The 23,051-nt window shown below is 72.2% G+C and carries 18 protein-coding genes; 12 read left to right on the top strand and 6 right to left on the bottom strand.

The annotated features are described in order from the left end of the window. The 3 genes from K7854_RS20505 to K7854_RS20515 all read left to right on the top strand — a co-directional run bounded on the left by K7854_RS20505 (position 1) and on the right by K7854_RS20515 (position 4,581). Complete coding sequence (locus K7854_RS20505; protein WP_226027999.1) at positions 1–1,401, top strand: PP2C family protein-serine/threonine phosphatase; 1,401 nt, start codon at positions 1–3, stop codon at positions 1,399–1,401. A 116-nt stretch (positions 1,402–1,517) separates the two neighbouring features. Next, entirely contained in the window at positions 1,518–2,864 is a 1,347-nt protein-coding gene (locus K7854_RS20510; protein WP_226028000.1) for a vWA domain-containing protein, read from the top strand. 46 nt (positions 2,865–2,910) lie between these two features. Continuing rightward, positions 2,911–4,581 (top strand): FHA domain-containing protein, encoded by a 1,671-nt coding sequence (locus K7854_RS20515; RefSeq protein WP_226028001.1) that lies wholly within the window; start codon positions 2,911–2,913, stop codon positions 4,579–4,581. Between the two features lie 27 nt (positions 4,582–4,608). On the opposite strand, the gene K7854_RS20520 is transcribed toward K7854_RS20515, so the two are convergent. Continuing rightward, positions 4,609–5,583 (bottom strand): methyltransferase domain-containing protein, encoded by a 975-nt coding sequence (locus K7854_RS20520; RefSeq protein WP_226028002.1) that lies wholly within the window; start codon positions 5,581–5,583, stop codon positions 4,609–4,611. An 86-nt stretch (positions 5,584–5,669) separates the two neighbouring features. On the opposite strand from K7854_RS20520, the gene K7854_RS20525 reads away from it, so the two are divergent. The 4 genes from K7854_RS20525 to K7854_RS20540 all read left to right on the top strand — a co-directional run bounded on the left by K7854_RS20525 (position 5,670) and on the right by K7854_RS20540 (position 13,761). Next, entirely contained in the window at positions 5,670–6,083 is a 414-nt protein-coding gene (locus tag K7854_RS20525; RefSeq protein ID WP_011028501.1) for a globin, read from the top strand. Positions 6,084–6,235: 152 nt separating this feature from the next. Further along, positions 6,236–9,589 carry an ABC transporter permease gene (locus K7854_RS20530; RefSeq protein WP_226028003.1) on the top strand — a complete coding sequence of 1,118 codons (3,354 nt, stop codon included), beginning with the start codon at positions 6,236–6,238 and terminating at the stop codon, positions 9,587–9,589. A 421-nt stretch (positions 9,590–10,010) separates the two neighbouring features. Next, the gene (locus K7854_RS20535) at positions 10,011–12,734 is read left to right on the top strand and encodes an ABC transporter permease (RefSeq protein WP_226028004.1); all 2,724 of its coding nucleotides are present in this window, start codon (positions 10,011–10,013) and stop codon (positions 12,732–12,734) included. 67 nt (positions 12,735–12,801) lie between these two features. Next, positions 12,802–13,761: an ABC transporter ATP-binding protein gene (locus tag K7854_RS20540; protein ID WP_226028005.1), complete on the top strand. Its 960-nt coding sequence runs from the start codon at positions 12,802–12,804 to the stop codon at positions 13,759–13,761. Between the two features lie 45 nt (positions 13,762–13,806). On the opposite strand, the gene K7854_RS20545 is transcribed toward K7854_RS20540, so the two are convergent. From K7854_RS20545 to ettA, 3 genes are read right to left on the bottom strand one after another with little or no spacing between them, the layout of a single operon-like run. Next, entirely contained in the window at positions 13,807–14,496 is a 690-nt protein-coding gene (locus tag K7854_RS20545) for a DUF8185 domain-containing protein (protein WP_226028006.1), read from the bottom strand. After that, complete coding sequence (locus K7854_RS20550) at positions 14,493–14,915, bottom strand: acyl-CoA thioesterase (RefSeq protein WP_226028007.1); 423 nt, start codon at positions 14,913–14,915, stop codon at positions 14,493–14,495. The genes K7854_RS20545 and K7854_RS20550 overlap by 4 nt, the downstream gene beginning before the upstream one ends. Before the next feature lie 2 nt (positions 14,916–14,917). Next, positions 14,918–16,582 carry an energy-dependent translational throttle protein EttA gene (ettA, locus tag K7854_RS20555; protein WP_226028008.1) on the bottom strand — a complete coding sequence of 555 codons (1,665 nt, stop codon included), beginning with the start codon at positions 16,580–16,582 and terminating at the stop codon, positions 14,918–14,920. Positions 16,583–16,806: 224 nt separating this feature from the next. Between ettA and K7854_RS20560 the strand changes: the two genes are divergently transcribed. Further along, on the top strand, positions 16,807–17,292 hold the full coding sequence (locus tag K7854_RS20560; protein ID WP_226028009.1) for a DUF4262 domain-containing protein: 486 nt from the start codon (positions 16,807–16,809) through the stop codon (positions 17,290–17,292). A gap of 56 nt (positions 17,293–17,348) precedes the next feature. Here the strand turns inward: K7854_RS20560 and K7854_RS20565 are convergent, their stop codons facing one another. Further along, entirely contained in the window at positions 17,349–18,104 is a 756-nt protein-coding gene (locus K7854_RS20565) for a GntR family transcriptional regulator (RefSeq protein WP_226028010.1), read from the bottom strand. A 79-nt stretch (positions 18,105–18,183) separates the two neighbouring features. Here K7854_RS20565 and K7854_RS20570 point away from each other — a divergent pair, with 79 nt between their 5' ends. From K7854_RS20570 to K7854_RS20585, 4 genes are all read left to right on the top strand, one after another. Continuing rightward, complete coding sequence (locus tag K7854_RS20570) at positions 18,184–18,462, top strand: hypothetical protein (protein ID WP_226028011.1); 279 nt, start codon at positions 18,184–18,186, stop codon at positions 18,460–18,462. Between the two features lie 529 nt (positions 18,463–18,991). Beyond that, positions 18,992–19,216: a hypothetical protein gene (locus K7854_RS20575; protein WP_226028012.1), complete on the top strand. Its 225-nt coding sequence runs from the start codon at positions 18,992–18,994 to the stop codon at positions 19,214–19,216. 8 nt (positions 19,217–19,224) lie between these two features. Beyond that, positions 19,225–20,019 (top strand): GntR family transcriptional regulator, encoded by a 795-nt coding sequence (locus K7854_RS20580; RefSeq protein ID WP_264087516.1) that lies wholly within the window; start codon positions 19,225–19,227, stop codon positions 20,017–20,019. Next, on the top strand, positions 19,971–20,252 hold the full coding sequence (locus K7854_RS20585) for a hypothetical protein (RefSeq protein WP_226028024.1): 282 nt from the start codon (positions 19,971–19,973) through the stop codon (positions 20,250–20,252). The genes K7854_RS20580 and K7854_RS20585 overlap by 49 nt, the downstream gene beginning before the upstream one ends. Positions 20,253–20,785: 533 nt before the next feature. Here the strand turns inward: K7854_RS20585 and K7854_RS20590 are convergent. Beyond that, positions 20,786–21,187, bottom strand: coding sequence for a hypothetical protein (locus tag K7854_RS20590; protein ID WP_226028014.1), 402 nt, complete (start codon positions 21,185–21,187; stop codon positions 20,786–20,788). Positions 21,188–23,051: the final 1,864 nt, after the last annotated feature.

The raw sequence follows: 23,051 nt of genomic DNA on the forward strand, positions 1-23,051 counted from the left end.
ATGTCGCAGATGCCCCAGCAGGCCGCTGTGTCGAAGTGCCCGAGCTGCGAGGAACCCCTCGAGTCGGGTGACCGTTTCTGCGGTGCCTGCGGATACGACCTGTCCGCCGTGCCCGCGCGGCCCGTGGACAGCCCGACCCTCGCCATCCACGGCGTGGTGCCCGCGCCGGAGGGCGTGGACTGGCCCGTGGCCCGGGACTCGGACGGCCACGGCCACCCCGCCCCGGTCCACGCGGCGGCCGAACTGCCGGGCACCGACTCGGGCGGCTCCCCGCTGCCGCCGCCCCCGCCCGCGGCTCCGGCGGTCGCGGCCGGGGCACCGGCGTCCGGGGTGCGGTTCGACCGGCCCGGCGAGCCCGACGAGTACCCCTTGCAGGCGCCCGACCCGCGGCTGACCGCCGAACCGGCCCCGGTCCCCGGACAGCCCCCGGCACCCGGACCGGCCGCGGCTGCCGGGCAGTTTGCTCCCGCCGGGCCGGCCGCGGCCGAGAAGGTGTGCGTGGCCTGCCGCGCGGGCCGGGTCGACGACGACGGCTACTGCGAGAACTGCGGCCACGCCCAGCCCCGCGAACGCGACCACATGGAGCAGGAGTCGGGACCGGTCGCCGCCGTCAGCGACCGCGGCCTGCGCCACCACCGCAACGAGGACGCGTTCTCGGTGGGCTGCACCGCGCTGCCCGACGGCGCCCCCGCCTCCGTGGCGATCGTCTGCGACGGCGTGTCCTCGGCGACCCGCCCCGACGACGCCTCCCTGGCCGCGTCCCGGGCGGCCGGCGAGTCGCTGCTGGGCGCCCTGCCGCGCGGCACGCACCCGCAGCAGGCCATGCACGACGCCATCCTCGCCGCCTCGCAGGCCGTCAACGCGCTGGCCGAGGAGCCCGCCACCGCCCGCGAGCAGGCCCCGCACCAGAACGCGCCCGCCTGCACCCTGGTCGGCGCCGTGGTCACCGCGGGCCTGCTGGTCGTCGGCTGGGTCGGCGACAGCCGCGTCTACTGGGTCCCGGCCGACCGCACCACCCCGCCCGCCCGGCTCACCGAGGACGACTCGTGGGCCGCCCAGATGGTCGCCGCCGGCCTGATGAGCGAGGCGGAGGCCTACGCCGACGAGCGCGCCCACGCGATCACCGGGTGGCTGGGCGCCGACGCCTACGAACTGGAGCCGCACACCGCGTCGTTCAAACCGGACCGCGCCGGTGTGGTCGTGGTCTGCACGGACGGCCTGTGGAACTACGCGGAGTCCGCCGAGGAGATGGCCGAGGCCATGCCCCCGGACGCCGCCGCCCGTCCGCTGCATGGCGCCCGCGTTCTGGTCGGCCACGCCCTGGACGGCGGGGGCCACGACAACGTAACAGTGGCCCTCCTGCCGTTCCCGGCCCCGTCCCAGGGGGCAGGATCGGCCTGAGGCCCCCCGCACGGACACGGGTGGCGGGGCGGCCTCACGGACCGCAGGGGGCGGTCCGCACCAGCAGAGCCAAGACCCCCGCCACTGGGGGGACGTAGAGGGGGATGCGATCCGGCATGGCCAATTTCTCGAAGTCGAACGTGCCGCAGTTCGCGGTGGACGTCTACCAGAACGAGTACCTGCCCGAAGGCGGCCGTGAGGTCAACGCCATCGTGACGGTCACCGCGACCGGCGGCGGCACGGTCGGGAGCGCGGTCACCGCGCCCCACCTGTACTCGCCCGGACAGGGGCCGTCCGCAGCCGTGGCGCTGATGGTCGACTGCTCGGGCTCGATGGACTACCCGCCGACCAAGATGCGCAACGCCCGCGACGCCACGTCCGCGGCGATCGACACCCTGCGCGACGGCGTGCACTTCGCCGTGGTCGGCGGCACACACGTGGCCAAGGAGGTCTACCCGGGCGGCGGCCGGCTCGCGGTCGCCGACGCCACCACCCGGGCGCAGGCCAAGCAGGCGCTGCGCAGCCTGAGCGCGGGCGGCGGCACCGCCATCGGCACCTGGCTGCGGCTGGCCGACCGGCTGCTGTCCACCGCGGACGTCGCCATCCGGCACGGCATCCTGCTCACCGACGGCCGCAACGAGCACGAGTCACCCGAGGACCTCAAGGCGGCGCTGGACGCCTGCGCCGGGCGTTTCACCTGCGACGCCCGTGGCGTGGGCACCGACTGGGAAGTGAAAGAAGTCACAGGGATCGCCTCCGCCCTGCTCGGCACCGCCGACATCGTCGCCGATCCGGCGGGCCTGGCCGCCGACTTCACGCAGATGATGGAGACGGCCATGGGCAAGGAGGTCGCGGACGTGGCGCTGCGGCTGTGGACCCCGCTCGGCACCACGGTGAAGTTCGTCAAGCAGGTCGCCCCGACGGTCGAGGAACTGACCGGCCGCCGCAGCGAGGCGGGGCCGCGGGCCGGTGACTACCCCACCGGTTCCTGGGGCGACGAGTCCCGTGACTACCACATCTGCGTGGAGGTACCGGCCGCGGGCATCGGCCAGGAGATGCTGGCCGCCCGCGTCTCCCTGGTCATCCCGGAGCCCGGCGGCAGCGTGCAGAACCTCGGCGCGCAGGGTCTCGTACGGGCCGTGTGGACGGACGACATGACGGCCTCGACGTCGATCAACCCGCAAGTCGCCCACTACACCGGGCAGGCCGAACTGGCACAAGCCATCCAGCAAGGGCTGGATCTTCGCAAAGCGGGAGACATCGACGGAGCAACGGCCAAACTGGGCCGCGCGGTTCAGCTCGCCGGAGCCTCCGGAAACGCCGATACGGCGAAACTGCTTGCGAAGGTGGTGGACGTGGTGGACGCGGCGGCAGGTACTGTGCGACTGAAAGCGAAGGTCGAGGAGGCCGACGAGATGACTCTCGAGACCCGGTCGACAAAGACTGTTCGTGTAAAGAAGTGACGCACAACAACCGCGCGACACGCCCGCAAGAGAGGGAAGCTCCGACATGCCGACCTGCCCGAACGGACACCAGTCGGGTTCCGACGACTGGTGCGAGGTCTGCGGTCACCGCATGGCCGGTGCCGTGCCGCCCCCTCCGCCGCCACCGCCGCCCGGCGGCGGCTACGGCTTCCCGCCGCCCGCCGGTCAGGGCGGGCCGGGCGGCGGTCCCGGTGGCGGTCCGGGCGGTCCCGGCGGCGAGCCGCAGTTGTGCCCGCAGTGCCGCACGCCGCGCGAGGGCGGTGCGCCGTTCTGCGAGGAGTGCCGGTGGAACTTCCTGACCAACACCGCCACCTCGTACACCCCGGCCGCGCCGCGCCCGCCGGCCTCCGGCGGCCCGGCGCCGCACTTCGGGCAGCCGCCGGCCGGTCCGTCGTACGGCGGCGGTGACTCGTACGACTACCAGGGCTCCCGCCCGTCCCAGGTGAACCGTCCCGCAGAACCGATCCCGCCGGGCCCGCCGCCCTTCGGCGCCGACCCGTCGGGCCGCGGCGGCCCGGGCGGACCCGGTGGCCCCGCGGGCGGTCCCGGCGGCCCCTTCGGCTCTGGCGGACCCGGGGGCGCCGACAGGCCTGGGGGTCCCGGTGGGCCTGGTGGGCCTGGTGGGCCTGGTGGGCCTGGTGGGCCTGGTGGTTTCGGCGGCCCCGACGGGCCCAGCCGGCCCGGCGGGTTCGGTGGGCCCGGCGGGCCCAATGGTCCGGGCGGTCCCAACGGCCCGGGCGGTCCCGGCGGTCCGGGCGGCCCTGACGGGCCCGGCGGTTTCGGCGGCCCCAACGGCCCGGGCGGTCCGGGCGGCCCCAACGGTCCCGGTGGCCCCGCGGGCGGTCCCGGTGGCCCGGGTGGCTTCAACGGTCCGGGCGGCCCCGGCGGTCCGAACGGCCCCTCCGGCCCTCCGGCCCCGCCCGGTTTCGGCAGCGATCCCTCGCGTCCGGTCCCGCCTCCGCCCGGCCCCGTCCCGCCCCCGCCCGGCGGGCCCGGCGGCCCCGGTGGCGCTCCGCAGGGGTTCCAGTCCGGTCCCCCGGCCCCGCCCGCCTTCCCGCAGGAGACCAACCGCCCGCAGCAGGGCGGCCCGTCCTTCGGCGGCGGTGACGACGACTGGGTGCTCTCCCCGCCGTCGTCGACCGGCCCGGGCGGTCCTGGCGGTCCGGCTGGCCCCGGCGGGCCGAACGGCCGCGGCCCGGCCCAGGGCGGCTACGGCTACCCGCAGCCCGGCGCCACCCAGGCCCCGCCCGGCCAGGGCTTCCCGCAGCAGCCGCAGCGGCCCCAGCAGCCCACGACCTGGTCGGCGACGATCGGCCCGGACCGCGAGTACTTCATGGCGATGATGCAGCGCTCCGGCCCCGAGGCCGCGGGCCTGAACCTGCCCGCGTACTCGCCCGAGCAGCAGCGCACGCTCACCGGCAACCAGATCACCATCGGCCGCCGCAGGCACTCCACCGGCGACACCCCGGACATCGATCTGGCCGTGCCGCCGGAGGACCCGGGCGTCTCGCACCAGCACGCGGTGCTGGTGCAGCAGCCGGACGGCAGCTGGGCGGTCGTCGACCAGAACTCGACGAACGGCACCACGGTCAACGGCGGCGAGGAGCCGATCCAGCCCTTCGTGCCGGTGCCGCTCCAGGACGGCGACCGGGTGCACGTGGGCGCCTGGACGACGATCACGATCCGCCGCGGATAGCCGCGGCGCTGGACCCGGGGGGCCGCGTCAGGCGAACGGCCAGGCGTACGGCCCCTCGGGGTCGTCCAGCCACGCCCAGGCCCGTTCGCCGCTGACGGTGATGCCGTAGCGCTCGCGGCGCGGGGCGTCCTCGCGGTCCCACAGCGCGTACGCCTCCTGCGGGTCGAGCCGGCCCCGGCTCAGCGCCAGCAGGAAGCGGAACAGGTCGTCCTCCCGGGCCCGGCGCGGTACGCCGCCCAGGCCCGGCGTCTCGGGCTCCGCGCGGTCCGCGCCGCGCAGCGGCACGAAGTACGCGGGCGTGTGCAGGAAGCGTCCCTCGGCGTGCTCGGCGTCGCGGACGGTGAGCACGACGAGGCCGGTGGCCAGCGGGGTCAGGATCCGGCCGCCGGGACGGCACTGGGCCAGCCAGGCGCGCGGCACCGAGGGCAGTGTGCAGGTGGCGAGGATCCGGTCGTAGGGGGCGCGCTCGGGGACGCCGCGGGCGCCGTCGCCCGTGACGACGGCCGGGTGGTACCCGGCGGTGTCCAGGTGCCGGCGGGCCGACTCGGTGATCTCGGGGTCCAGGTCGACGGTGGTGACCAGGTCGTCGTCGCCCAGGCGATGGGCGAGCAGGGCGGCGTTGTAGCCGGTGCCGGCGCCGATCTCCAGGACCCGGTGACCCTCGCCCACGTCCAGCTCCACCAGCATCATCGCCATCAGCGAGGGCTGGCTGCTGGAGGAGAGCAGTTCGCCGTCGCGCAGCCGGGTCGCCAGCGGGGCGTCGGCGTAGGCGCCGCGCACCCAGCGCTCGCGGGCGCCGGGGTCGGGGTGCTCGCCCCACCGGCGTTCGTAGCCGCCCCGGACGCCGACGTAGTAGTACGGCACGAAGAGGTGGCGCGGGACCGCCCGGAAGGCCTCCCGCCACACCGGGTCGGCCGCCCACGCGCCGCTCAGCTCGATCTCCCGGACCAGCTCCGCCCGCGCGGAGGCGGCGAGGCTGTCCAGGTCCTCGTACCCGCCCATGCCTCCACAGTACGGGCCGGGCGCACGGCGGGCAGGGTCCCGGAGCGGTCCTAGGTCCCGGGTCCTATGTCCCCGTGTCTGAGACCATGGACGGCGTGAATGAGATTCGGCGCGGCACGCTTCAGGAGCAGACCTTCTACGAGCAGGTCGGCGGGGAGGAGACCTTCCGCCGGCTCGTCCACCGTTTCTACGAGGGGGTCGCCGAGGACCCGATCCTGCGGCCGATGTACCCCGAGGAGGACCTGGGTCCGGCGGAGGACCGTTTCGCGCTGTTCCTCATGCAGTACTGGGGCGGCCCGACGACGTACAGCGACAACCGCGGCCATCCGCGGCTGCGGATGCGGCACGCGCCCTTCGCCGTCGACCGGGCCGCGCACGACGCCTGGCTCAAGCACATGCGGGTCGCGCTGGACGAACTGGGCCTGTCCGAGGAGCACGAGCAGACGCTGTGGAAGTACCTGACGTACGCGGCGGCCTCGATGATCAACACCCCGGGCTGACGGGCGACCGACCGCCTGACGCGCGTATTCCGGTCAGCCGACGCCGGATTCCGGTCACAATCCGGTCAAGTCCACATCCCAAGCGCTTACTTCTGCCCCTCCCCCTCTGACAACATCCCGAAGAGGTCTGGACAACAACGGCGGGGGGCCGGGTGGCGGGGTACGGGGGGCTCGCGGGTTTCGTGCTGCTGCGGGCGCGGGCGCACCGCCTGCTGCTGGCCGCGGCCCTGCTCACGGTCCTGCTGACCACCACGGTGCTGGCCACCCTGACCGCCTACTCCGGCGCCATCGGCGACGCGGCCCTGCGGCACGCCCTCGCCGACGCCGGCACCGGGTCCGACGCCGCGCTGATCGTGAAGGCGGACGTACCGGCCGAGCGGCGGCAGGCCGCCGACGCCGCCGTGCGCGAGGGCGCCGCGAGAACCTTCGAGGGGCTGCCGCGCACGGTACGGACCCTGGTGCGCTCGGGCCCGTACGCGCTGCCCGGCTCCCTGCGGCCGCCCACCGAGCGGTCCGGCGACCCCGACCTGACGTACTTCGCGGCGCTCGACCCGACGCAGGTCCGCATCGACGAGGGCCGGATGCCCGCGCAGGCGGGCGGGGGCGCTGGCGGCACCGTCGAGGTGGCGGTGCCGGTGGCCGCCGCCGAGCGCATCGGCCTCTCCGCGGGCGACCGGCTCACCCTCACCGACCGGCTCGACGGCCCCGCCGTCCGCGTCGTGGTGAGCGGCCTGTACCGGCCGGTCGACGCCGGGTCGCCGTACTGGCGCCTCGACGACCTGGCCGGGCGCGGCCTCCAGCAGGGCGGCTTCACGACGTACGGGCCGCTGCTCGCCCCGCCCGGGGCGCTGAGCGGCGGCCGGGTCAGCGCGGGCTCGTCCGGGTGGCTGGTGACGGCGGACTACTCGTCGCTGACGACCGGGCGGACCGAGGAGCTGGCGGACGCGGCCCGGGGCGGCCTGGCGTGGCTGCGCGAGCAGCAGGTGCTCAGCGGCACCACCGCGGCGACGACCGAGCTGCCCGCGATCCTGGAGCGGCTCGACCGTTCGCTGGAGGTGTCCCGTTCCACCCTCCTGGTCATCGCCCTGCAACTGGTGCTGCTCGCGGGCGGCGCGCTGCTGCTGGTGGCGCGGCTGCTGAGCGTGGAGCGGGCGGGCGAGCTGCGGCTGCTGCGGGCGCGCGGCGCCTCCCGGGGCAGGCTGGCGGCGGGCTCGGCGCTGGAGGCGCTGCTGCTGGCGGTGCCCGCGCTGGTCTGCGCGCCGCTGCTGGCCGGGCCGCTGGTCCGGCTGCTGGCCGGGCAGGGGGCGCTGGCCCGGATCGGGCTGGGCTGGGAGCCGTCGGCGGGCGGCAGCGGCACGGTATGGCTGGTGGCGGCGGTGGCGGCCCTCGGGTGCACGCTGGCCGTGACCCTGCCCGCGCTGACCCTGGCGCCGGAGGCGGGCGGACGGCCCCGGGCGCTGCCGGGCTGGCTGCGGGCCGGCGCGGACGTGGGCCTGCTGGTGATCGCCGGTGTCGCCTACTGGCAGCTGGACCGGCAGACCTCCGCCTCCGGGACGGGCGAGGCCGACGACGCGGGCACCCTGGGGGTCGATCCGCTGTTCGTGGCGACGCCCACGCTGGCGCTGCTGGCCGGGACGGTGCTGGCGCTGCGGCTGCTGCCGCTGGTGGCGCGGCTCGCGGAGCGCCGGGCGGCGAGCGGGCGCGGGCTCGCGGCGGCGCTGGCGGGCTGGCAGCTGAGCCGCCGCCCGATGCGCGGGGCGGGCCCGGTGCTGCTGCTGGTGCTGGCCGTGGCGCTGGGCACGATGGCGATCGGGCAGGGCGCCTCCTGGTCCCGTTCGCAGGACGACCAGGCCGACTTCCGCACGGGGGCGCCGATCCGGGTGCAGGCCTCGGGCACGCCGGGCCCGGGCCGCACCGATCGGATCGCGGGCGTCCCGGGGGTGGCGGGGGTGGCGGGGGTGGCCCCCGCGGCCCGCTCCGAGGTCGCGCTGTCCGGCGACCGGACGGCGACGGTGCTCGCCCTGGACACCTCGCACGCGGCGGACCTGATGCTGATGCGGCCGGACCTGGCCGACGAGTCGCCGCGCGGGCTGCTGGCCGGGATGGCGCCGGGGCAGCCCTCCAAGGGCGCGGCGATCCCGGCGGGCACGGCCCGGCTCGCGCTGGCGGCGACCCTCACCGTCCCGGACGCCGAACCGGACGCCGAACCGGGCGCCGAATCGGGCGCGGGTCCGGACGCCGGACCCGGTGCGGCCGGCTCCCGGTCGGCGGACGTGACGGTCACCGTCGAGGACCGCTGGGGCACGCCGTACCGGCTGGAGGCCGGTTCGCTGGCCGCCGACGGCCGGGAACACACCCTCGGCCTGGACGTCGACGCCGGGCCGCTCACCCTGACCGGCGTCGACTTCACGGTGGTCCAGCCCGCCGGCCGGGGCGAGCGGCACCGCCTGACGGTACGGCAGGTGACGGCGACGGCCGCCGACGGGACCGTACGCCCGGTGGCGCTGCCCGACGCGTGGACGGCCGGGTCGGAGCTGTCGCCCCCGGCGGTCGGACCGGCCGCGGGCGGCGCCCCGTCCAAGCCGCGCCTGCTGGGCTCGGACCCGCTCGCCGTCGAGTACTCCACGGGCCGCTCGGACGACGGCTGGAAGATCACCACGCTGACCGTGCGGCTGCGGGCCGCGCAGCCGAAGCCGGCCGAGGTGACCGCCGTGGCCACCGACCGCTTCCTCGACTCCTCCGGGGCCCGCACCGGGCAGCGCGTCACGGTGCTGATCGGCGGCCACGACGTGCCGGTGCGGATCGTGCGCTCCGTGCGCGAGCTGCCGGGCACCGGTCCCGAGACCCCCTCGGCGCAGTTCGGCGGCGCCCTGCTGGTCGACCTGCCGGCGGTCAACCGGCGGCTGCAGGACAAGTACGGCGCCGCCGTCGCGCCCACCGAGTGGTGGCTGCGGGCCGGGCCGGGGAAGACCGACGAGGCGGCGGCGGGGCTGCGGGCGTTCCCGGACACCGCACCGGCCCAGGTCCTGGTGCGCGACGAGGTCGCCGAGCGGCTGCGCGACGACCCGTTCGGCGCCGGCCCCGGGGCGGCGTTCGCCGCGGCGACCCTGGTGGCGGCGGCGCTGGCCGCGGTCGGTTTCGCGGTGAGCGCGGCCGGGTCGCTGCGCGAGCGCGGCACCGAGTTCTCCGTGCTGCGCGCCCTGGGCGCCTCGCGCCGCCGGCTGGCCGGCACGGTCGCCGCCGAGCAGGGCGTGCTGACCGGCCTGGCCCTGCTGACCGGCGCCGCCCTGGGCGCGGTCCTGACCCGGGCGGTGATCCCGCTGACCGTACTGACCCCGCAGGCCACCCGCCCCGTGCCGGACGTCCACGTGGCGCTGCCGGGGGACCGCATCGCCCTGCTGCTGGCCGGCATGGCCGTCGTCCCGCTCCTGGTCACCGCGGCCCTGGCGCTGCGCCGCACCGACACGACGGTGACCCTCAAGGACCCGGGAGGCACCGGCCGATGAACCCACCGACCGCACCCCGGACCCCGACCCGTCCGCACGCCCACACCCGGCCGGACCACCGCACCCATCCGCACGACCGCACCCGGCAGGACCACCGCACCCGTCCGCACGCCCCCACCCCGCCGGACCACCCCACCCATCCGCACGACCCCACCCGGCCGTACCACCGCACCGCCCCACCCACACCCGCGCCCCGGGTCACCGCTCCCGACCACCCACCGCACCCACACGACGGTGACCCCCAAGGACCCGGGAGGCACCGGCCGATGAACCCACCGACCGCACCCCGGACCCCGGCCAACCACCGCGACCCCGTTCCGCCGGACCAACGGAGCGCCACCCCGCCGACGACCGTCCCCGCACCGCGCCGCACCGACACCACGGTGACCCTCAAGGACGGAGGTACCGGAAGGTGAACCCCGTGACCGCGCCCTGGGTGCGTACCCGGCTGCGGGCCGCGCCCGGCGCCGCCGTCGCGCTGGCGGTGCTGGTGGCGCTGACCGCGTGCCTGGCCGCCGCGTTCCCCCGGGCGCTGGACCGGTACACGGACGCCGGGCTGCGCCAGACCGTCGGGCGGGCCCCGGTCGACGAGAGCAGCATCCTGGTGACCGCCGGGCCCGACCTCGACGGCGGGGTGGCCCACACGGAGGAGAGCGTCCGGCCCGAACGCCTCGGCGACCTCTACGACTCCGCCCTCGGCGTGGTGCAGCGTCCCCTCGTCATCGACGAGCAGCGGTCCTCCTACGGCGTCCGCACCACCGAGACCCTGCCCTCGCCGGACACGTGGCTGCCCCGGCCCGACGGCCTCCCCGCGGAGATGCTCCTCGCCGCCCCGCACGGTCTCGCCGACCACGCCCGGCTGCGCTCCGGCCGGCTGCCCGAGGTCCCCGGCGGGGAGGCGAGCTTCAAGACCGACGAGGTGCAGGCGGCGGTGACCGAGGAGACCGCCCGCACGCTGCACATCGAGGTGGGCTCGCTCATCCACCTGTCGGGCAGCAGCGACCTCACCGTCCGCGTCACCGGCATCGTCGCGCCCCAGGCGGCCGACAGCCCCTACTGGACCGTCGAGTCCCTGCTGCGCGCCCCCTCCCTGCGCCGGGTGCCGGGCCCGATGGGGGCCTCCAACCCCAGCTACTGGGTCGGCGGCCTGCTGCTCGCCCCCGAGGCCGCTCCCGCGCTGCTGGACGTGACCACCACGGTCCGCTACTGGCACCTGACCCCCGACCCGGACGCCCTGCACGGCCGCGACCTCGACGCGCTCGCGTCCGCCGTGGCCGCCGTGGAGTCCGGTCCCGGCCTGGAGCAGCTGCGCGCGACCATCAGCCCCCTCACGGACGTCACGACCGGGCTCGACGCCGCCTTCACCACGTACGAGGAACTCCGCGGCGACATCGGCCCGCTGGTCGTCGTGGCCGCGTCCGGCGCGGGCACGGTCGCCGCCGTCGTCCTGCTGATGGCGGGCGGCCTGGCCGCCGACCGCCGCCGCGCCGAGCTGGCCCTGCTGCGGGCCCGCGGCGCCTCGGTGCGGGGCATGGCGGGGCGGCTGCTGGCCGAGACGGCCGTCGTCGCCGTGCCCGCGGGCGCCCTCGGCTTCGGCGCGGCGCTGCTCGCGCTGCCCGGCGCCCGGCTGCTCCCCGCGCTCTGGGCCGCCGTCGCGGTCACCGCCGTGGCCGGCCTCGCGCTGCCGCTGCGGGCCGTCGCCGCGCACCACGCCGTACGGATCCACGACGGCCGCCGGGACGCGGCGTCCCCGCGCGTCTCCCGGCGCCGTACGGTCGCCGAACTGACCGTCGTGGTCCTCGCCCTCGGCGCGGTGGAGCTGCTGCGCCGGCGCGGGGCCGCGGACGGCGCCGGGGGCCTGGTGGCGCTGGCCCCGGTCCTGGTCGGGGTGATCGCCGCGCTGGTCCTGGTGCGCCTGTACCCGCTGCCGCTGCGCGCACTGGCCCGCCCGGCCCGGCGGCTGCGGGGCGCCGTCGGGCCGCTGGCCCTGGCCCGGGCCGGCCGCACCTCCGCCTCCGCCGTGCTGCCGCTGCTCGCGCTGCTGACCGCGTTCACCGTGGCGGCGTTCGGCGGCTCGGTCCTCAGCGGCGTCGCCGACGCCCGCGACCGGGCGGCGCTGACCTCCGTCGGTGCCGACGGCCGGGTGGAGGCGGAGGCCGCGCTGCCCGCCGGGCTGACCGGCCGCCTCGGGCAGGCACCCGGGGTGCGGAAGGTCACCGAGGTCGGCCTCGACCACCAGGCCAGGACCAACGACGGCCGCCAGACCCTGCCGCTCGCGGCGGTGGACCCGGGCGACTACGCGGCGCTGGCCGGGCGTACGGGCCTCGGCGCGTTCCCCGCGGGCGAGCTGGGCCGGCCGGACGGGGCCGAGGGCGGCTCCGAGGACGCCGTGCTGCCCGCGCTGGCCTCCCCCGCCGTCGCCGAACGGTTCGGCGACGGCACCTTCCAGGTGCGCCTGGCCGACGGCGGCTCCGCCACGCTGCGGATCGTCCTGGTCCGCGACCGCACCCCCGCCGTAAACGGCGACGAGTTCCTGATCGTGGACCGTGCCGGACTGCCGGCCGCGGCCGCCCGGCCGAACGTGCTGCTGCTGACCGGCGACGACCTGGACGCGGGCGCGGTGCGCCGGGCGGTGGACGGCGCCGGCACCGTCCACCTGCGGTCCGAGGAGCGCGGCACGTTCGTGGACTCCCCGCTGCAGTCCGGCGCGGAACGCATCTACACGGCCGCCGTGGCCGCCGGCGCCGGCTATGCCGCGCTGGCCCTGCTGCTGTCCCTGGCGAGCGCCGCGCCCGAACGCGCCGCCCTCCTCGCCCGGTTGCGCACCATGGGCCTCACCCGTGCGCAGGGCCGCCGCCTGCTCGTCCTGGAGTCCCTCCCGCAGGCCCTGCCCGCGGCCCTGGGCGGGGTCCTGACCGGCTGGGCCGCCGTACGGCTCCTCTCCCCCGGCATCGACCTGACGACCATCGCGATGTCCTCGGCGGCGTCCCCGGCGGGACGCGCGGAGCTGAGCGCCGACCCGTGGTCGCTGGCCGTCCCGGCGGTGGCGGTGCTGGTCCTGTCGGTGGGGGTGGCGGCGCTGCAGGCGTGGTGGTCGGGTCGGCGCGGTGCGGTGGCGGAGCTACGGGCGGGGGACGCGCGATGAGGGCCCGGCCCAGACACGGCCGACCGGAGACAGGGCGGACCACGGACGCGGACACGGAGGAGACCCGATGACGACCAATCCCACCCTCGCGGAGCTGGCCGACCGCGCCACCGCGTCCCGGGACCGGCCCGCGTACGGACACGACGCCCTGATCACCTGCGACCGCCTGGTGCGGATCTTCAGCGCGGACGGGGTGGAGGTGCAGGCGCTGCAGGGGCTCGACCTGCTGGTCCGGGAGGGCGAGCTGATGGCGCTGGTCGGTGCCTCGGGCAGCGGCAAGTCCACGCTGATGAACATCCTGGCCGGCCTGGACACGCCGACCGCCGGGGCGGCCCGGGTCGCGGGGCGCGACCTGCTCGCGATGACGGCCAAGGACCGCCTGGCCTACCGCCGCACGGTGGTCGGCTTCGTGTGGCAGCAGACGGCCCGCAACCTCATGCCGTACCTGACCGCCGCGCAGAACGTCGCGCTGCCCATGCAGCTGGCCGGCACCGGCGGGCGCCGGGCGGCGCGCGCCGATCGGGCGCTGGAGCTGCTGGACCTGATGGGCGTCGCGGAGTGCCGCGACCGCCGCCCGCAGCAGATGTCCGGCGGGCAGCAGCAGCGGGTCGCCATCGCGGTGGCCCTCGCGGGCGATCCGTCGGTGCTGCTCGCGGACGAGCCGACGGGCGAGCTGGACTCGCACACCGCGGAACAGATCTTCGCCGCGTTCCGCAGGGCGAACGAGCAGCTGGGCACCACGGTCGTCATCGTCACCCACGACCAGGCGGTGGCCGACGAGGTCCGCCGCACCGTCGCCATCCGCGACGGCCGCACCTCCACGGAGGTGCTGCGCCGCAGCGAGGTGGACGCCGAGACGGGCCGCGAGACGGTGGTGGCCCGCGAGTACGCCATGCTCGACCGGGCCGGCCGGCTCCAGCTGCCCGCCGACTACACCGCGGCCCTCGGCATGCGCGACCGCGTCGCCCTGGAACTGGAGTCGGACCACATCGCCGTACGCCCGGACGACAGCGGCCATCAGCCGTGAGCGGCGGGAGGGACCGGGGCGGCGGCCCGGACGGCCCGAGCGGCGTCAGCGCACGCTGATGCCCAGCGCCCCGGTCCCCGCCCGCCGCAGCGCGACGGAGCCGAAGGGCGTGCGCAGCCGCAGCCACGCGCCGGACGAGAACAGCGTCGGCGCGCCCTCGCCGGAGCCCGGCGCCGCGGACTTCCGCAGGAAACCGAGGGACTGGGCCGCGTGCACGGCCCGCACCGGCAGCCCGGTCTCCCCGACCGTCCGGGACCAGATGTCCCGCCCGATGCGGTCGAGTTCGGCCCGTGTACGGTCCTCGGCCGCCAGCTCCTCGGTACGCGCCCGGAACTCCGCCACCGCCGCGGCGACCAGCGCGCGCAGGGCGTCCGGGGCGGGCAGCCCCGGCTCGGTCCGCCAGCCGCCGCGCGGGGGCAGCACCCCGGCCCAGGGCGGCCCGGTCACCGCGTCCGGCACGCCGGCGGTGGCCGCCTGCTCGTCCACGCCCTCCAGCAGTTCACCGGCGGAGACGGTCACGTCGAGCGTGACGTCGAGCCCGTTCTCGTACGGCTTGGCCAGCCGGACCGCGCGCACGGCCAGCACCTCGAAGGAGGGCGGCCGCCCGAAGACGGCCAGGGCCGTGCCGGCCGCCTGGAGCCGCACCGCGGCGGAACGGTCGTAGTGGAGCAGCCGGGAGAGGAAGGCCGCGAGATCCGCGGCCTCCCCCTCGTCGGCCAGGTGGAGCACCGTCATGCGGCGACGGCCTCCTCCTTGGTGTCCGAGTCCGCGTCCGTGTACTCCTGGAGGAACTCGCGCTCCCCGGCGGTGATCCGCCGGGGCCGCTGGGCCTCGAAGTCGAACGGCACGATCACCGTGGAGGCGCGGACGTAGATCTCGTCGCCGTCCTTGACCTCGTAGGCGAGGGTGAAGGACGCGGCCCTGATCTCCGTGACCCACAGCTCGATGTCGACCGGGTGGTGCCGGTGGACGAGCTGCCGCTTGTAGTCGATCTCATGGCGTGCCACCACGGACCCCTGCTTGAAGTCCTTCTCCGGGCGGAACAGGAAGTCGATACGGGCCTCCTCCAGGTAGCGGAGGAAGACCACGTTGTTGACGTGGCCGTACGCGTCCATGTCCGCCCAGCGCAGCGGGCAGCGGTAGATGTGCCGCAAGATCAGCCCCGGGTCAGCTTCTTGTAGGTGGCGCGGTGCGGACGGGCGGCGTCCGGTCCGAGCCGCTCGACCTTGTTCTTCTCGTACGACTCGAAGTTGCCCTCGAACCAGAACCACTTGGACTCACCCTCGTAGGCGAGGATGTGCGTGGCGACCCGGTCCAGGAACCACCGGTCGTGGGAGACGACCACGGCACAGCCGGGGAACTCGAGCAGCGCGTTCTCCAGGCTGCTCAGGGTCTCGACGTCGAGGTCGTTGGTCGGCTCGTCGAGGAGGAGCAGGTTGCCGCCCTGCTTGAGGGTGAGCGCGAGGTTCAGCCGGTTGCGCTCACCGCCCGAGAGGACCCCGGCCGCCTTCTGCTGGTCCGGCCCCTTGAACCCGAAGGCAGAGACGTACGCGCGCGAGGGCATCTCCACCTGACCGACGTTGATGTAGTCCAGCTCGTCGGAGACGACCGCCCACAGCGACTTCTTCGGGTCGATGTTCTCGCGGCTCTGGTCGACGTAGGAGATCTTGACGGTGTCGCCGACCTTGATGTCGCCGGAGTCCGGCTCCTCGAGACCCTGGATCATCTTGAACAGCGTGGTCTTGCCCGCGCCGTTGGGCCCGATGACCCCGACGATGCCGTTGCGCGGCAGCGTGAAGGACAGATCGTCGATGAGAACCTTCTCCCCGAAGGCCTTGCTGAGGTTGTTCACCTCGACGACGACGTTGCCCAGCCGCGGGCCCGGCGGGATCTGGATCTCCTCGAAGTCCAGCTTCCGCATCTTGTCGGCCTCGGCGGCCATCTCCTCGTACCGCGCGAGGCGGGCCTTGGACTTGGCCTGCCGCCCCTTGGCGTTGGAGCGCACCCACTCCAGCTCGTCCTTGAGGCGCTTCTGCCGCTTGGCGTCCTTCTGGCCCTCGACCTTGAGGCGGGTGGCCTTGGTCTCCAGGTACTTGGAGTAGTTGCCCTCGTAGCCGTGCAGGCGGCCGCGGTCTACCTCGCAGATCCAGCCGGCGACGTTGTCCAGGAAGTACCGGTCGTGGGTGACGGCCACGACGGTGCCCTCGTACTTGGCGAGGTGCTGCTCCAGCCAGTTGACGGACTCGGCGTCGAGGTGGTTGGTGGGCTCGTCGAGCAGCAGCAGGTCGGGCGCCTCCAGCAGCAGCTTGCACAGCGCCACACGCCGCTTCTCACCACCGGACAGATTGACCACGGGCCAGTCGCCGGGCGGGCAGCCCAGAGCGTCCATGGCCTGCTCCAGCTGGGCGTCGAGGTCCCAGGCGTTGGCGTGGTCCAGTTCCTCCTGGAGCTTGCCCATCTCCTCCAGCAGCGCGTCGGAGTAGTCGGTCGCCATCTGCTCGGCGATCTCGTTGAACCGGTCGAGCTTGCCCTTGACCTCGGCGACACCCTCCTGGACGTTCTCCAGGACGGTCTTGTCCTCGTTGAGCGGGGGCTCCTGGAGCAGGATGCCGACGGTGTAACCGGGCGACAGGAAGGCGTCCCCGTTCGAGGGCTGCTCCAGCCCGGCCATGATCTTCAGAACGGTCGACTTGCCGGCGCCGTTCGGACCGACCACACCGATCTTCGCGCCGGGCAGGAAGCTCAGGGTGACGTCATCAAGGATCACCTTGTCGCCGTGCGCCTTGCGCGCCTTGCGCATGGTGTAAATGTACTCAGCCAAGAGAAACCGTCCGGCAGCTTGATCAGGCAGTGGTCAGATACACCCCATCTTGCCGCACGGCCACCCCTGGGCGGAAACCCGTTTGGCGCGGGGGCCCTGACCTGGGGTTTCCTGAATGCCGCCTGACCCTCACTGGCCGTGATCAAGGACGTCGTAACCTTCCTCGGGTGAACGACTCCCCTTGCTCCTGCCTCCTGTGCGCGCCCCCTGCCGAAGCCCCGGCCTTGGACGAACGCGACGGACGCATAGCCGCGAACGTCACCGACCACGGCTGGCACGTGATGGGCGTCGGAGCCGGGGACGAGGCACCGGCGGACTGGGCCTACTCGATCGGCCTGTGGCACACCTTGCGCAGCCCTGAGGTCTGCATCTTCGGCCTGCGGGTCGAGACGATGATGTCCGTCGTCAACGTCGCGGGACGAGAGATCCGCAGCGGCCACCCTCTGCAACCCGACCAGCGGCGCGACGACATTCTGAACGGCTTCTCGGTAGCCGTCCGGCGGGTGCACCCGAGCTGGTACCGAGACTTCTTCGGCGCCGGGCTCGATTTCTACCAGGCACCCCCGCTTCCGGTCATGCAACTGTTCTGGCCTGACAAGGAAGGCCGGTTCCCCTGGGACGACCAGGCACAGGACTACTGCCGCACGAGTCAGCCTCAGCTGTGGATCTCGAAGGCCGAGACCAACGGGCCCTGGGCCGCCCTCGACTGAGGTCGCCAACTCGGCCCCTCCCCTGAGCCAAGCAAGCCCGGCACCGCGCTACGCGACTAACGGCTGATCGGGATCTCGTAGACGATCTCGCAGTGAGCCGCGGGCACCACAATGTCCGCTGTCTCTACGGGCCGACCGTCGGCGCTGTAGTAGGTCCGCCGGATGTGCGTAACGAGTGCGGCTTTCTGGATACCGAGTAGCGACGCCTCCTCGGCGGTCGCCTGCCTCGGCTCTGGCTGCTCCACTGCATGGCTGACCGTGATACCGATCGCGGCCATACGGTTCACGACGCCCGCTCCAGCATGCGGGCCGCCCTCGGGGAGAACGACGAGAGTGCCGGCGGTGAGTTCGTACGGCTCCCAACTCGTCGACAGCTGCACCGGCCTGCCGTCCGCCAGGAACTCGTACGCGGTCCGCACGCACAGTTCACTCTCGTCGATCCCGAGTCGCACCGCGATGTCTGCGGGGGCCGGCACCTTGGCGTCCGTCCGGCTCTCCCAATCCCCTTGTCTGCCCACGGCCTTCATATCGGCCCGGAAGGGCGACCCGCTCGGCTGCTCGCGCGCCGAGGACCGCACCACGCGGACCCTCTGCCGGGGCTCGGCCACGTAGGTACCCGACCCGGCGCGCCCCTCCAGCACGCCTTGGGAGATCAGCAGCTCCTGCGCCCTGCGGACCACGTTCTCGCCGACGCCGCACTCCTGGCCGATCTGAGCGCGGGAGGGCAAGCGGTCTCCCGGCTCCCATACGTGCTCCGCAATCCGCCGCCGGAGTTCGTCGGCGATGCGGAGATAGGGCGGCTGCTCAGGCATATGGAAAATCTAGTCCACTAGCCCTAGCCTAGTTAACTAGCTTCACTCAAAGTGATCGCTGGATGACGGAGGCTGCCCTGTGCCCGCTTCGGGAGTTAGAGCGGCGGCCATCGCCGCCCGGCTGTCCGCCCTCGGGCTTTCCACGCGAGTGGAGGAACACCACCAGCACACGTCGGTGGAAGCGGAGGTGCCGGACGCGCTCTCCGCCGAGTCATGGCGGGAGGTCCTGGACGTGGTGGCTGAGGCCGACCGCTTCGGGCTCCTCGCCACCAGCTTGAACGACCGCACCTTATGGGCGGTCGTACGCAAAGCGGCCCCCACGACGGGCGATGTCGGGGGACCGAGCCATCAACGATAGGAGCTGACCAGCGTGCTCAACCGTATCCGCCGCGCCTTCTCCCTCACCAGGGCGCGGAACTCCCCAAGAGGCAGGCATCGCCGGCCGTTAGTGCCCGCTTTTCCTCCTCTGCCTCTTCCCGTCTCTCATAGGCCCGATGGCACGTCGGCCTCCGTCTTGGGTCGTGCAGCCGACGACGCGGCATCTCACCAAAACCTGCTCAGAGGAGAGGACGTGGCCCTGGTCCGCCCATACGTCCTGGCGATGGAAGGACGCGTCCGGACACGTGCGATGGTCATCGCCCCTCACCTCTCGGCGGACGCCTGGTCAGCGCTGACGGAGGCTTACTGATGCTGCAGCGTCGACAGCCTCACATCCCGGACGCCTCGTCCGTCCCCTACCGCTCGACCGCATGCCGGATCGGAACGCACCACGTCTGCGCCGACGCCTCCCCGATGCCGGTCCCGGCCGACATCCCGGTGATCTGCGAAGCGTGCGACTGCCCGTGCCACTCGGACGTTGACCCGTCCGCGTCCTTGGGCGTGACGCGGTGAGGGCGTATGTGCCCGGCGGCGCGCTGGTCTCCAACATCGAGGTCACCGCGACCACCGTGCAGCGCGGCGACATCATCCAACTCGGCGGTCATGCCTTCCGAGTCAGAGACCTCTTCCAACTCCCCCAGGGAATGAAGCAACTGGTCTTCGAGTCGGGCGAACTGCTGACCATACATGCGCGTACCCGACTCGTCGCCGTGCGAATGCGGAGAAGGCGGTGACCGGCTCCATGCGCTCACGCCACCACGACATCGCCGACGACCTCCGCCAGCAGATCACGGCCGGCCGCATCCTGCCGAGCGAACGCCTTCCGTCCGAGGCTGCCCTCGCCGACCGGTACAGGGTCAGCACGGTGACGCTGCGAAGAGCACTCTCTGTGCTCCAGATGGAAGGCCTCGTCGAGAAGATCCACGGCAAAGGCAACTTCGTCCGCCGCCCTCACCGCAAGATCATGTACGTCGGCGGCTGGGGCACCCTGGACCCGTGGACCGCCGCCGAGCCGGACTTGCGCGTCACCATCCGCAGCACCGCAGTTCAGGCCCAAGAGCACTTGGCGACCTTGTTGAAGGTGCCTACGGGCAGCCCTGTCGTGGAGTTCACCTGCCTCAGCGTTGAAGGCGAGTCGCCCCACGGCCTGGCGCGCGCCTACATGCCGCACGACCTGGTCTCGCCCGGAGCGCTCGACGACGCCTCCACATACAGAGAGGCAGCCACAAGGTTCGCCTTCCTCGGCCCGCCTCCGACTGCTGTTCGAGAAACGGTGAGTGCTCGCCTCCCGACACCGGACGAAGCATCGGTCCTCCGGATCGGCAACGCGTCCGTCGTCCTCTCCATCACTCGCATCGCCACCGACTCCACCGGCCGCGTCGTCGAGGCCACGCTCCTGGCCTTCCCGGGGGATCGAGTCGACGCCGTCTTCACCACCCACCACGTAGTCGACGAAAGGCAGGGCAAGGGACGACAACACCGAACGAACTGCGGCTCCTCCCGTGGTCGGGCCCGGAAGGCAAGCCCTGCTACCTGAGCACCGATGAACGCGGCGGCTACATGTCCCGCCTGGCGGACAACGTCGAGGCGATCCAACTCGGCACGGCGGCTGAGCTCCTGGAGGAAGCCGATGAAACCCTCAACGACCGCGACGTGCCCCTTGACGAGATGCGGCACTTGGCAAACGAGCTGAGCGGGGCTCTCCGAGAGGTCCTCCGCGTTGCCACCAGCCGCGGTCATCTCCTGGCGGTCGGCGAACCGCGCCCCTGAGACCACCAAGAGCGGCTGTCCGCGGCAGACACTCCTTGACGCGCAGGCAGAGAAGCCCGTCTACTGATCAAGATCCACTCGCCTGACTAAGCCCACGGCTCTGTCAAGTTCAGATTCCGTGGGCTTCTGTCGCAAGTCGCCATGAGACGGAAACCGAGACGAACTGCCGCCCAGCTAGGCCACGGACTTACCTTCGGCCCGCTCGGCCGTGCCGATTACATAGTCCATCACTACTCGCGTGTACTCCCACAGGGCTGCCAGCAGGTCCGTGACGCCGAAGGCACGGCCATCGGGCAAGACGACTTGGACCTGAGCCGTAATGCTGTACCGTCCCTGGACGGACTTGATGCGGCCATTGGTCCGATGCCGGAGCAGGACGGCCCCATCTTCAAAGAGAGCAACAATCACCTCAGTGTCGGGCGGCACGCTAGCGGCTGCCCCCTCCTCAGTTTCAAACTCGACTGATGGCGCGTGCTCGACGGTCTGCGGTGCCAAGTCAGGCTTGACCTGTAGATGGTGCTTGGTGCTGTTGTCTAGGTCGCGCAGAACAACAGCAGGTCTTCATCCAGGGTGCCGCCGCGCTGGAGCCGCTGGAACGGCTGCACCTCCTCCAGAGCGTCGCGGCACCAGTCGGCCATGCAAGCCAACGCCTTCTGCCGGCTCTTCCACTCCTTGGGTGTCCCGCTGATGGGGAACATGAGCGCTTTGAGTCGCTTCTCATCCGTTACACCAGATTGCCGCGCGATGGCCACGATCAGATTGTTGAGGGTGGCCCGGAGGTGGTTGATCGCTTCTCCGAAGCGGAAGCCCCAATCGGCGAGTGGCGGAGGGTGAGACACCTGGAGCTGTAGCTCCCAGCTAAGCCGATCCTCGGCCATGCGCGCTCGTACACCAAAGGGGTTGCTGCCGGCCCAAGCTTGGATGTCGGCCGACAACCCCGCTCCAAGTTGGTGTGCTCGCGCCAGTCGGCTAATTTGGTCCGAGAAATCCACTTTGCGCCCTAACTCCCGCTGCTTGGCGCTACCTTACTGCCATCCTCCCGTCGGATACATCCCGTTTTTGCGTACCACTAGCCGCAGACTTTGGGCCCCTTCGATCGCAGCAACGAGACCGCAACTTGGGAAGCTGAGTAGGCTCTGGCGCTGGTCAGAACCGCAGTTTGACCGCACCGGGCGGCATGGCTGTGGCACGCGCCGTCACGCGCATCTTCTCTTGATCAGCTCATGAACTGCGGTGCCCTCCGCTGGTTAGCTTGTGGATCGCCGAACCACTCGAACCCGCAGACCTGTCCCGTCGTTCCCGACTGAGACCGCATGATGCGCGATGCGACTCCCAGCCGCTCTGTCGGAGATGGATTGCCATGCGTCGCGTAGTCGATGAGCCCGTCTCAGATAGGAACTGATCTTGCCCTCCCGAAGACTTTCGTACATCCCCTTCTCGACGCCTCTGAATATTTCTAGAGATGCACCATTGGGGAGCGGCATCGAGTACTCAACACCGATAAACTTATGCGAGTGAATCCTGAAGTCGGAACTTACCGTGAAGTCTTGCCAGTCCGGCGTCAAACCATCTATCGGAAGACGTTCGCACTCGCTGGCTCTTGTGGTGGCGAACTGCGAAGCCGAGCTATTGTCACCAGCGAATCTCAAGATGGAATGAGCGGCATTTCTCGCAAGAGTGCGGAATAGCCATTTCCTACCGTCCTCAGGTATCCGGAAAACGACTGGCAGATCATCCACGTTCGCTTCATAGCCGGCACGAGCGGATCGAAGCTCCTCCTCGCTTGCATCACTCCCTACACCGGATAATTCTCTTCGCCGCGCCATAAATTGCTCGAAAGTCGGCCTGCCTGACGTCCACTGCTGCGGCCCTGGATCCTCTGATACCAGTTCATCGAACTGGTCATACTCGCCAGCCCACAGATCATCATCACCAGGTGGATCAAAAACATTAACCGATATTCCCGCCATGGAGAGGCGGGAGGCCACTATAAGACTTGGCAAGGTTCGCGAGCCCAACTCAATGGAACCCACCTGCAAAGAAGCCGTGGCTAGTTGCTGCCTGGCATGATATGCACTTCCATGCGTTCCTTTACATTCTAGCGCATACACTTTGCAGCCTGATGTTCCACCTCCAGCACGCTGCCCAACCAGAAAGTAGTCCGGGCGCATTGTTGCCTTATTCTTCTGCCGGACTGGCCCTACTCCATCGATGAAACCCGAGTGCAAGGCCACGTCCACATCGACACTAGAGAACAGCCAGCCCGGGTATTGACGCTCAAGTATCCGTTTGGCGACCACCAACGCCAAACCAATACCCAATTGCTCCGATTGGGCTACCTTGTGATGGTGAACTACGTCAGAGCCGCTCTTAGTTAAGGCCAGGATTCTCTTCTGATTGCTCCTCAGGGTTGCACAGTAACGCACATGAGCCCAGTGACGGGCTATGTCCGCAAACGGCGAGGCTGTAACGAAAGTGGTCGCTAACCCCAACTCACGTAGTACTTCTGCCGGGCTAGATACGATCCCGTTCAACAGGGAAGGCTCGATTGGGTATACCGGCTTTCGATACAAATAGGAAGCTCCGCGTTTGGGGCCGATTCTTTCGCGAGCTTCTCTCTCGACTTCTTCCGCGAGTCCCGGCTCAGAGTTCACGACGAGGTTGGCAGGAGTTCCCAAATCTTGCACCAATGAACTGAAGTCCACGCGCATTACCCCCAATGCAGTTGCGCCCTCTAGGGATCCTGACGGTAAGTTGCTAGGCTCAGGGGCGCAAGAGCACCTCCCAGGCGCACGGTTG

Source organism: Streptomyces hyderabadensis (assembly GCF_020404845.1).
GTDB classification, from domain to species: domain Bacteria; phylum Actinomycetota; class Actinomycetes; order Streptomycetales; family Streptomycetaceae; genus Streptomyces; species Streptomyces hyderabadensis.

What these genes read in the sequence shown, in the direction of transcription:
- K7854_RS20505 (WP_226027999.1), top strand. Translation starts at nt 1, where the DNA reads ATGTCGCAGATGCCCCAGCAGGCCGCTGTGTCGAAGTGCCCGAGCTGC.
- K7854_RS20520 (WP_226028002.1), bottom strand. Translation starts at nt 5,583, where the DNA reads ATGGGCGGGTACGAGGACCTGGACAGCCTCGCCGCCTCCGCGCGGGCG.
- K7854_RS20545 (WP_226028006.1), bottom strand. Translation starts at nt 14,496, where the DNA reads ATGACGGTGCTCCACCTGGCCGACGAGGGGGAGGCCGCGGATCTCGCG.
- K7854_RS20565 (WP_226028010.1), bottom strand. Translation starts at nt 18,104, where the DNA reads ATGCCTGAGCAGCCGCCCTATCTCCGCATCGCCGACGAACTCCGGCGG.
- K7854_RS20515 (WP_226028001.1), top strand. Translation starts at nt 2,911, where the DNA reads ATGCCGACCTGCCCGAACGGACACCAGTCGGGTTCCGACGACTGGTGC.
- K7854_RS20525 (WP_011028501.1), top strand. Translation starts at nt 5,670, where the DNA reads ATGGACGGCGTGAATGAGATTCGGCGCGGCACGCTTCAGGAGCAGACC.
- K7854_RS20540 (WP_226028005.1), top strand. Translation starts at nt 12,802, where the DNA reads ATGACGACCAATCCCACCCTCGCGGAGCTGGCCGACCGCGCCACCGCG.
- K7854_RS20510 (WP_226028000.1), top strand. Translation starts at nt 1,518, where the DNA reads ATGGCCAATTTCTCGAAGTCGAACGTGCCGCAGTTCGCGGTGGACGTC.
- K7854_RS20580 (WP_264087516.1), top strand. Translation starts at nt 19,225, where the DNA reads ATGCGCTCACGCCACCACGACATCGCCGACGACCTCCGCCAGCAGATC.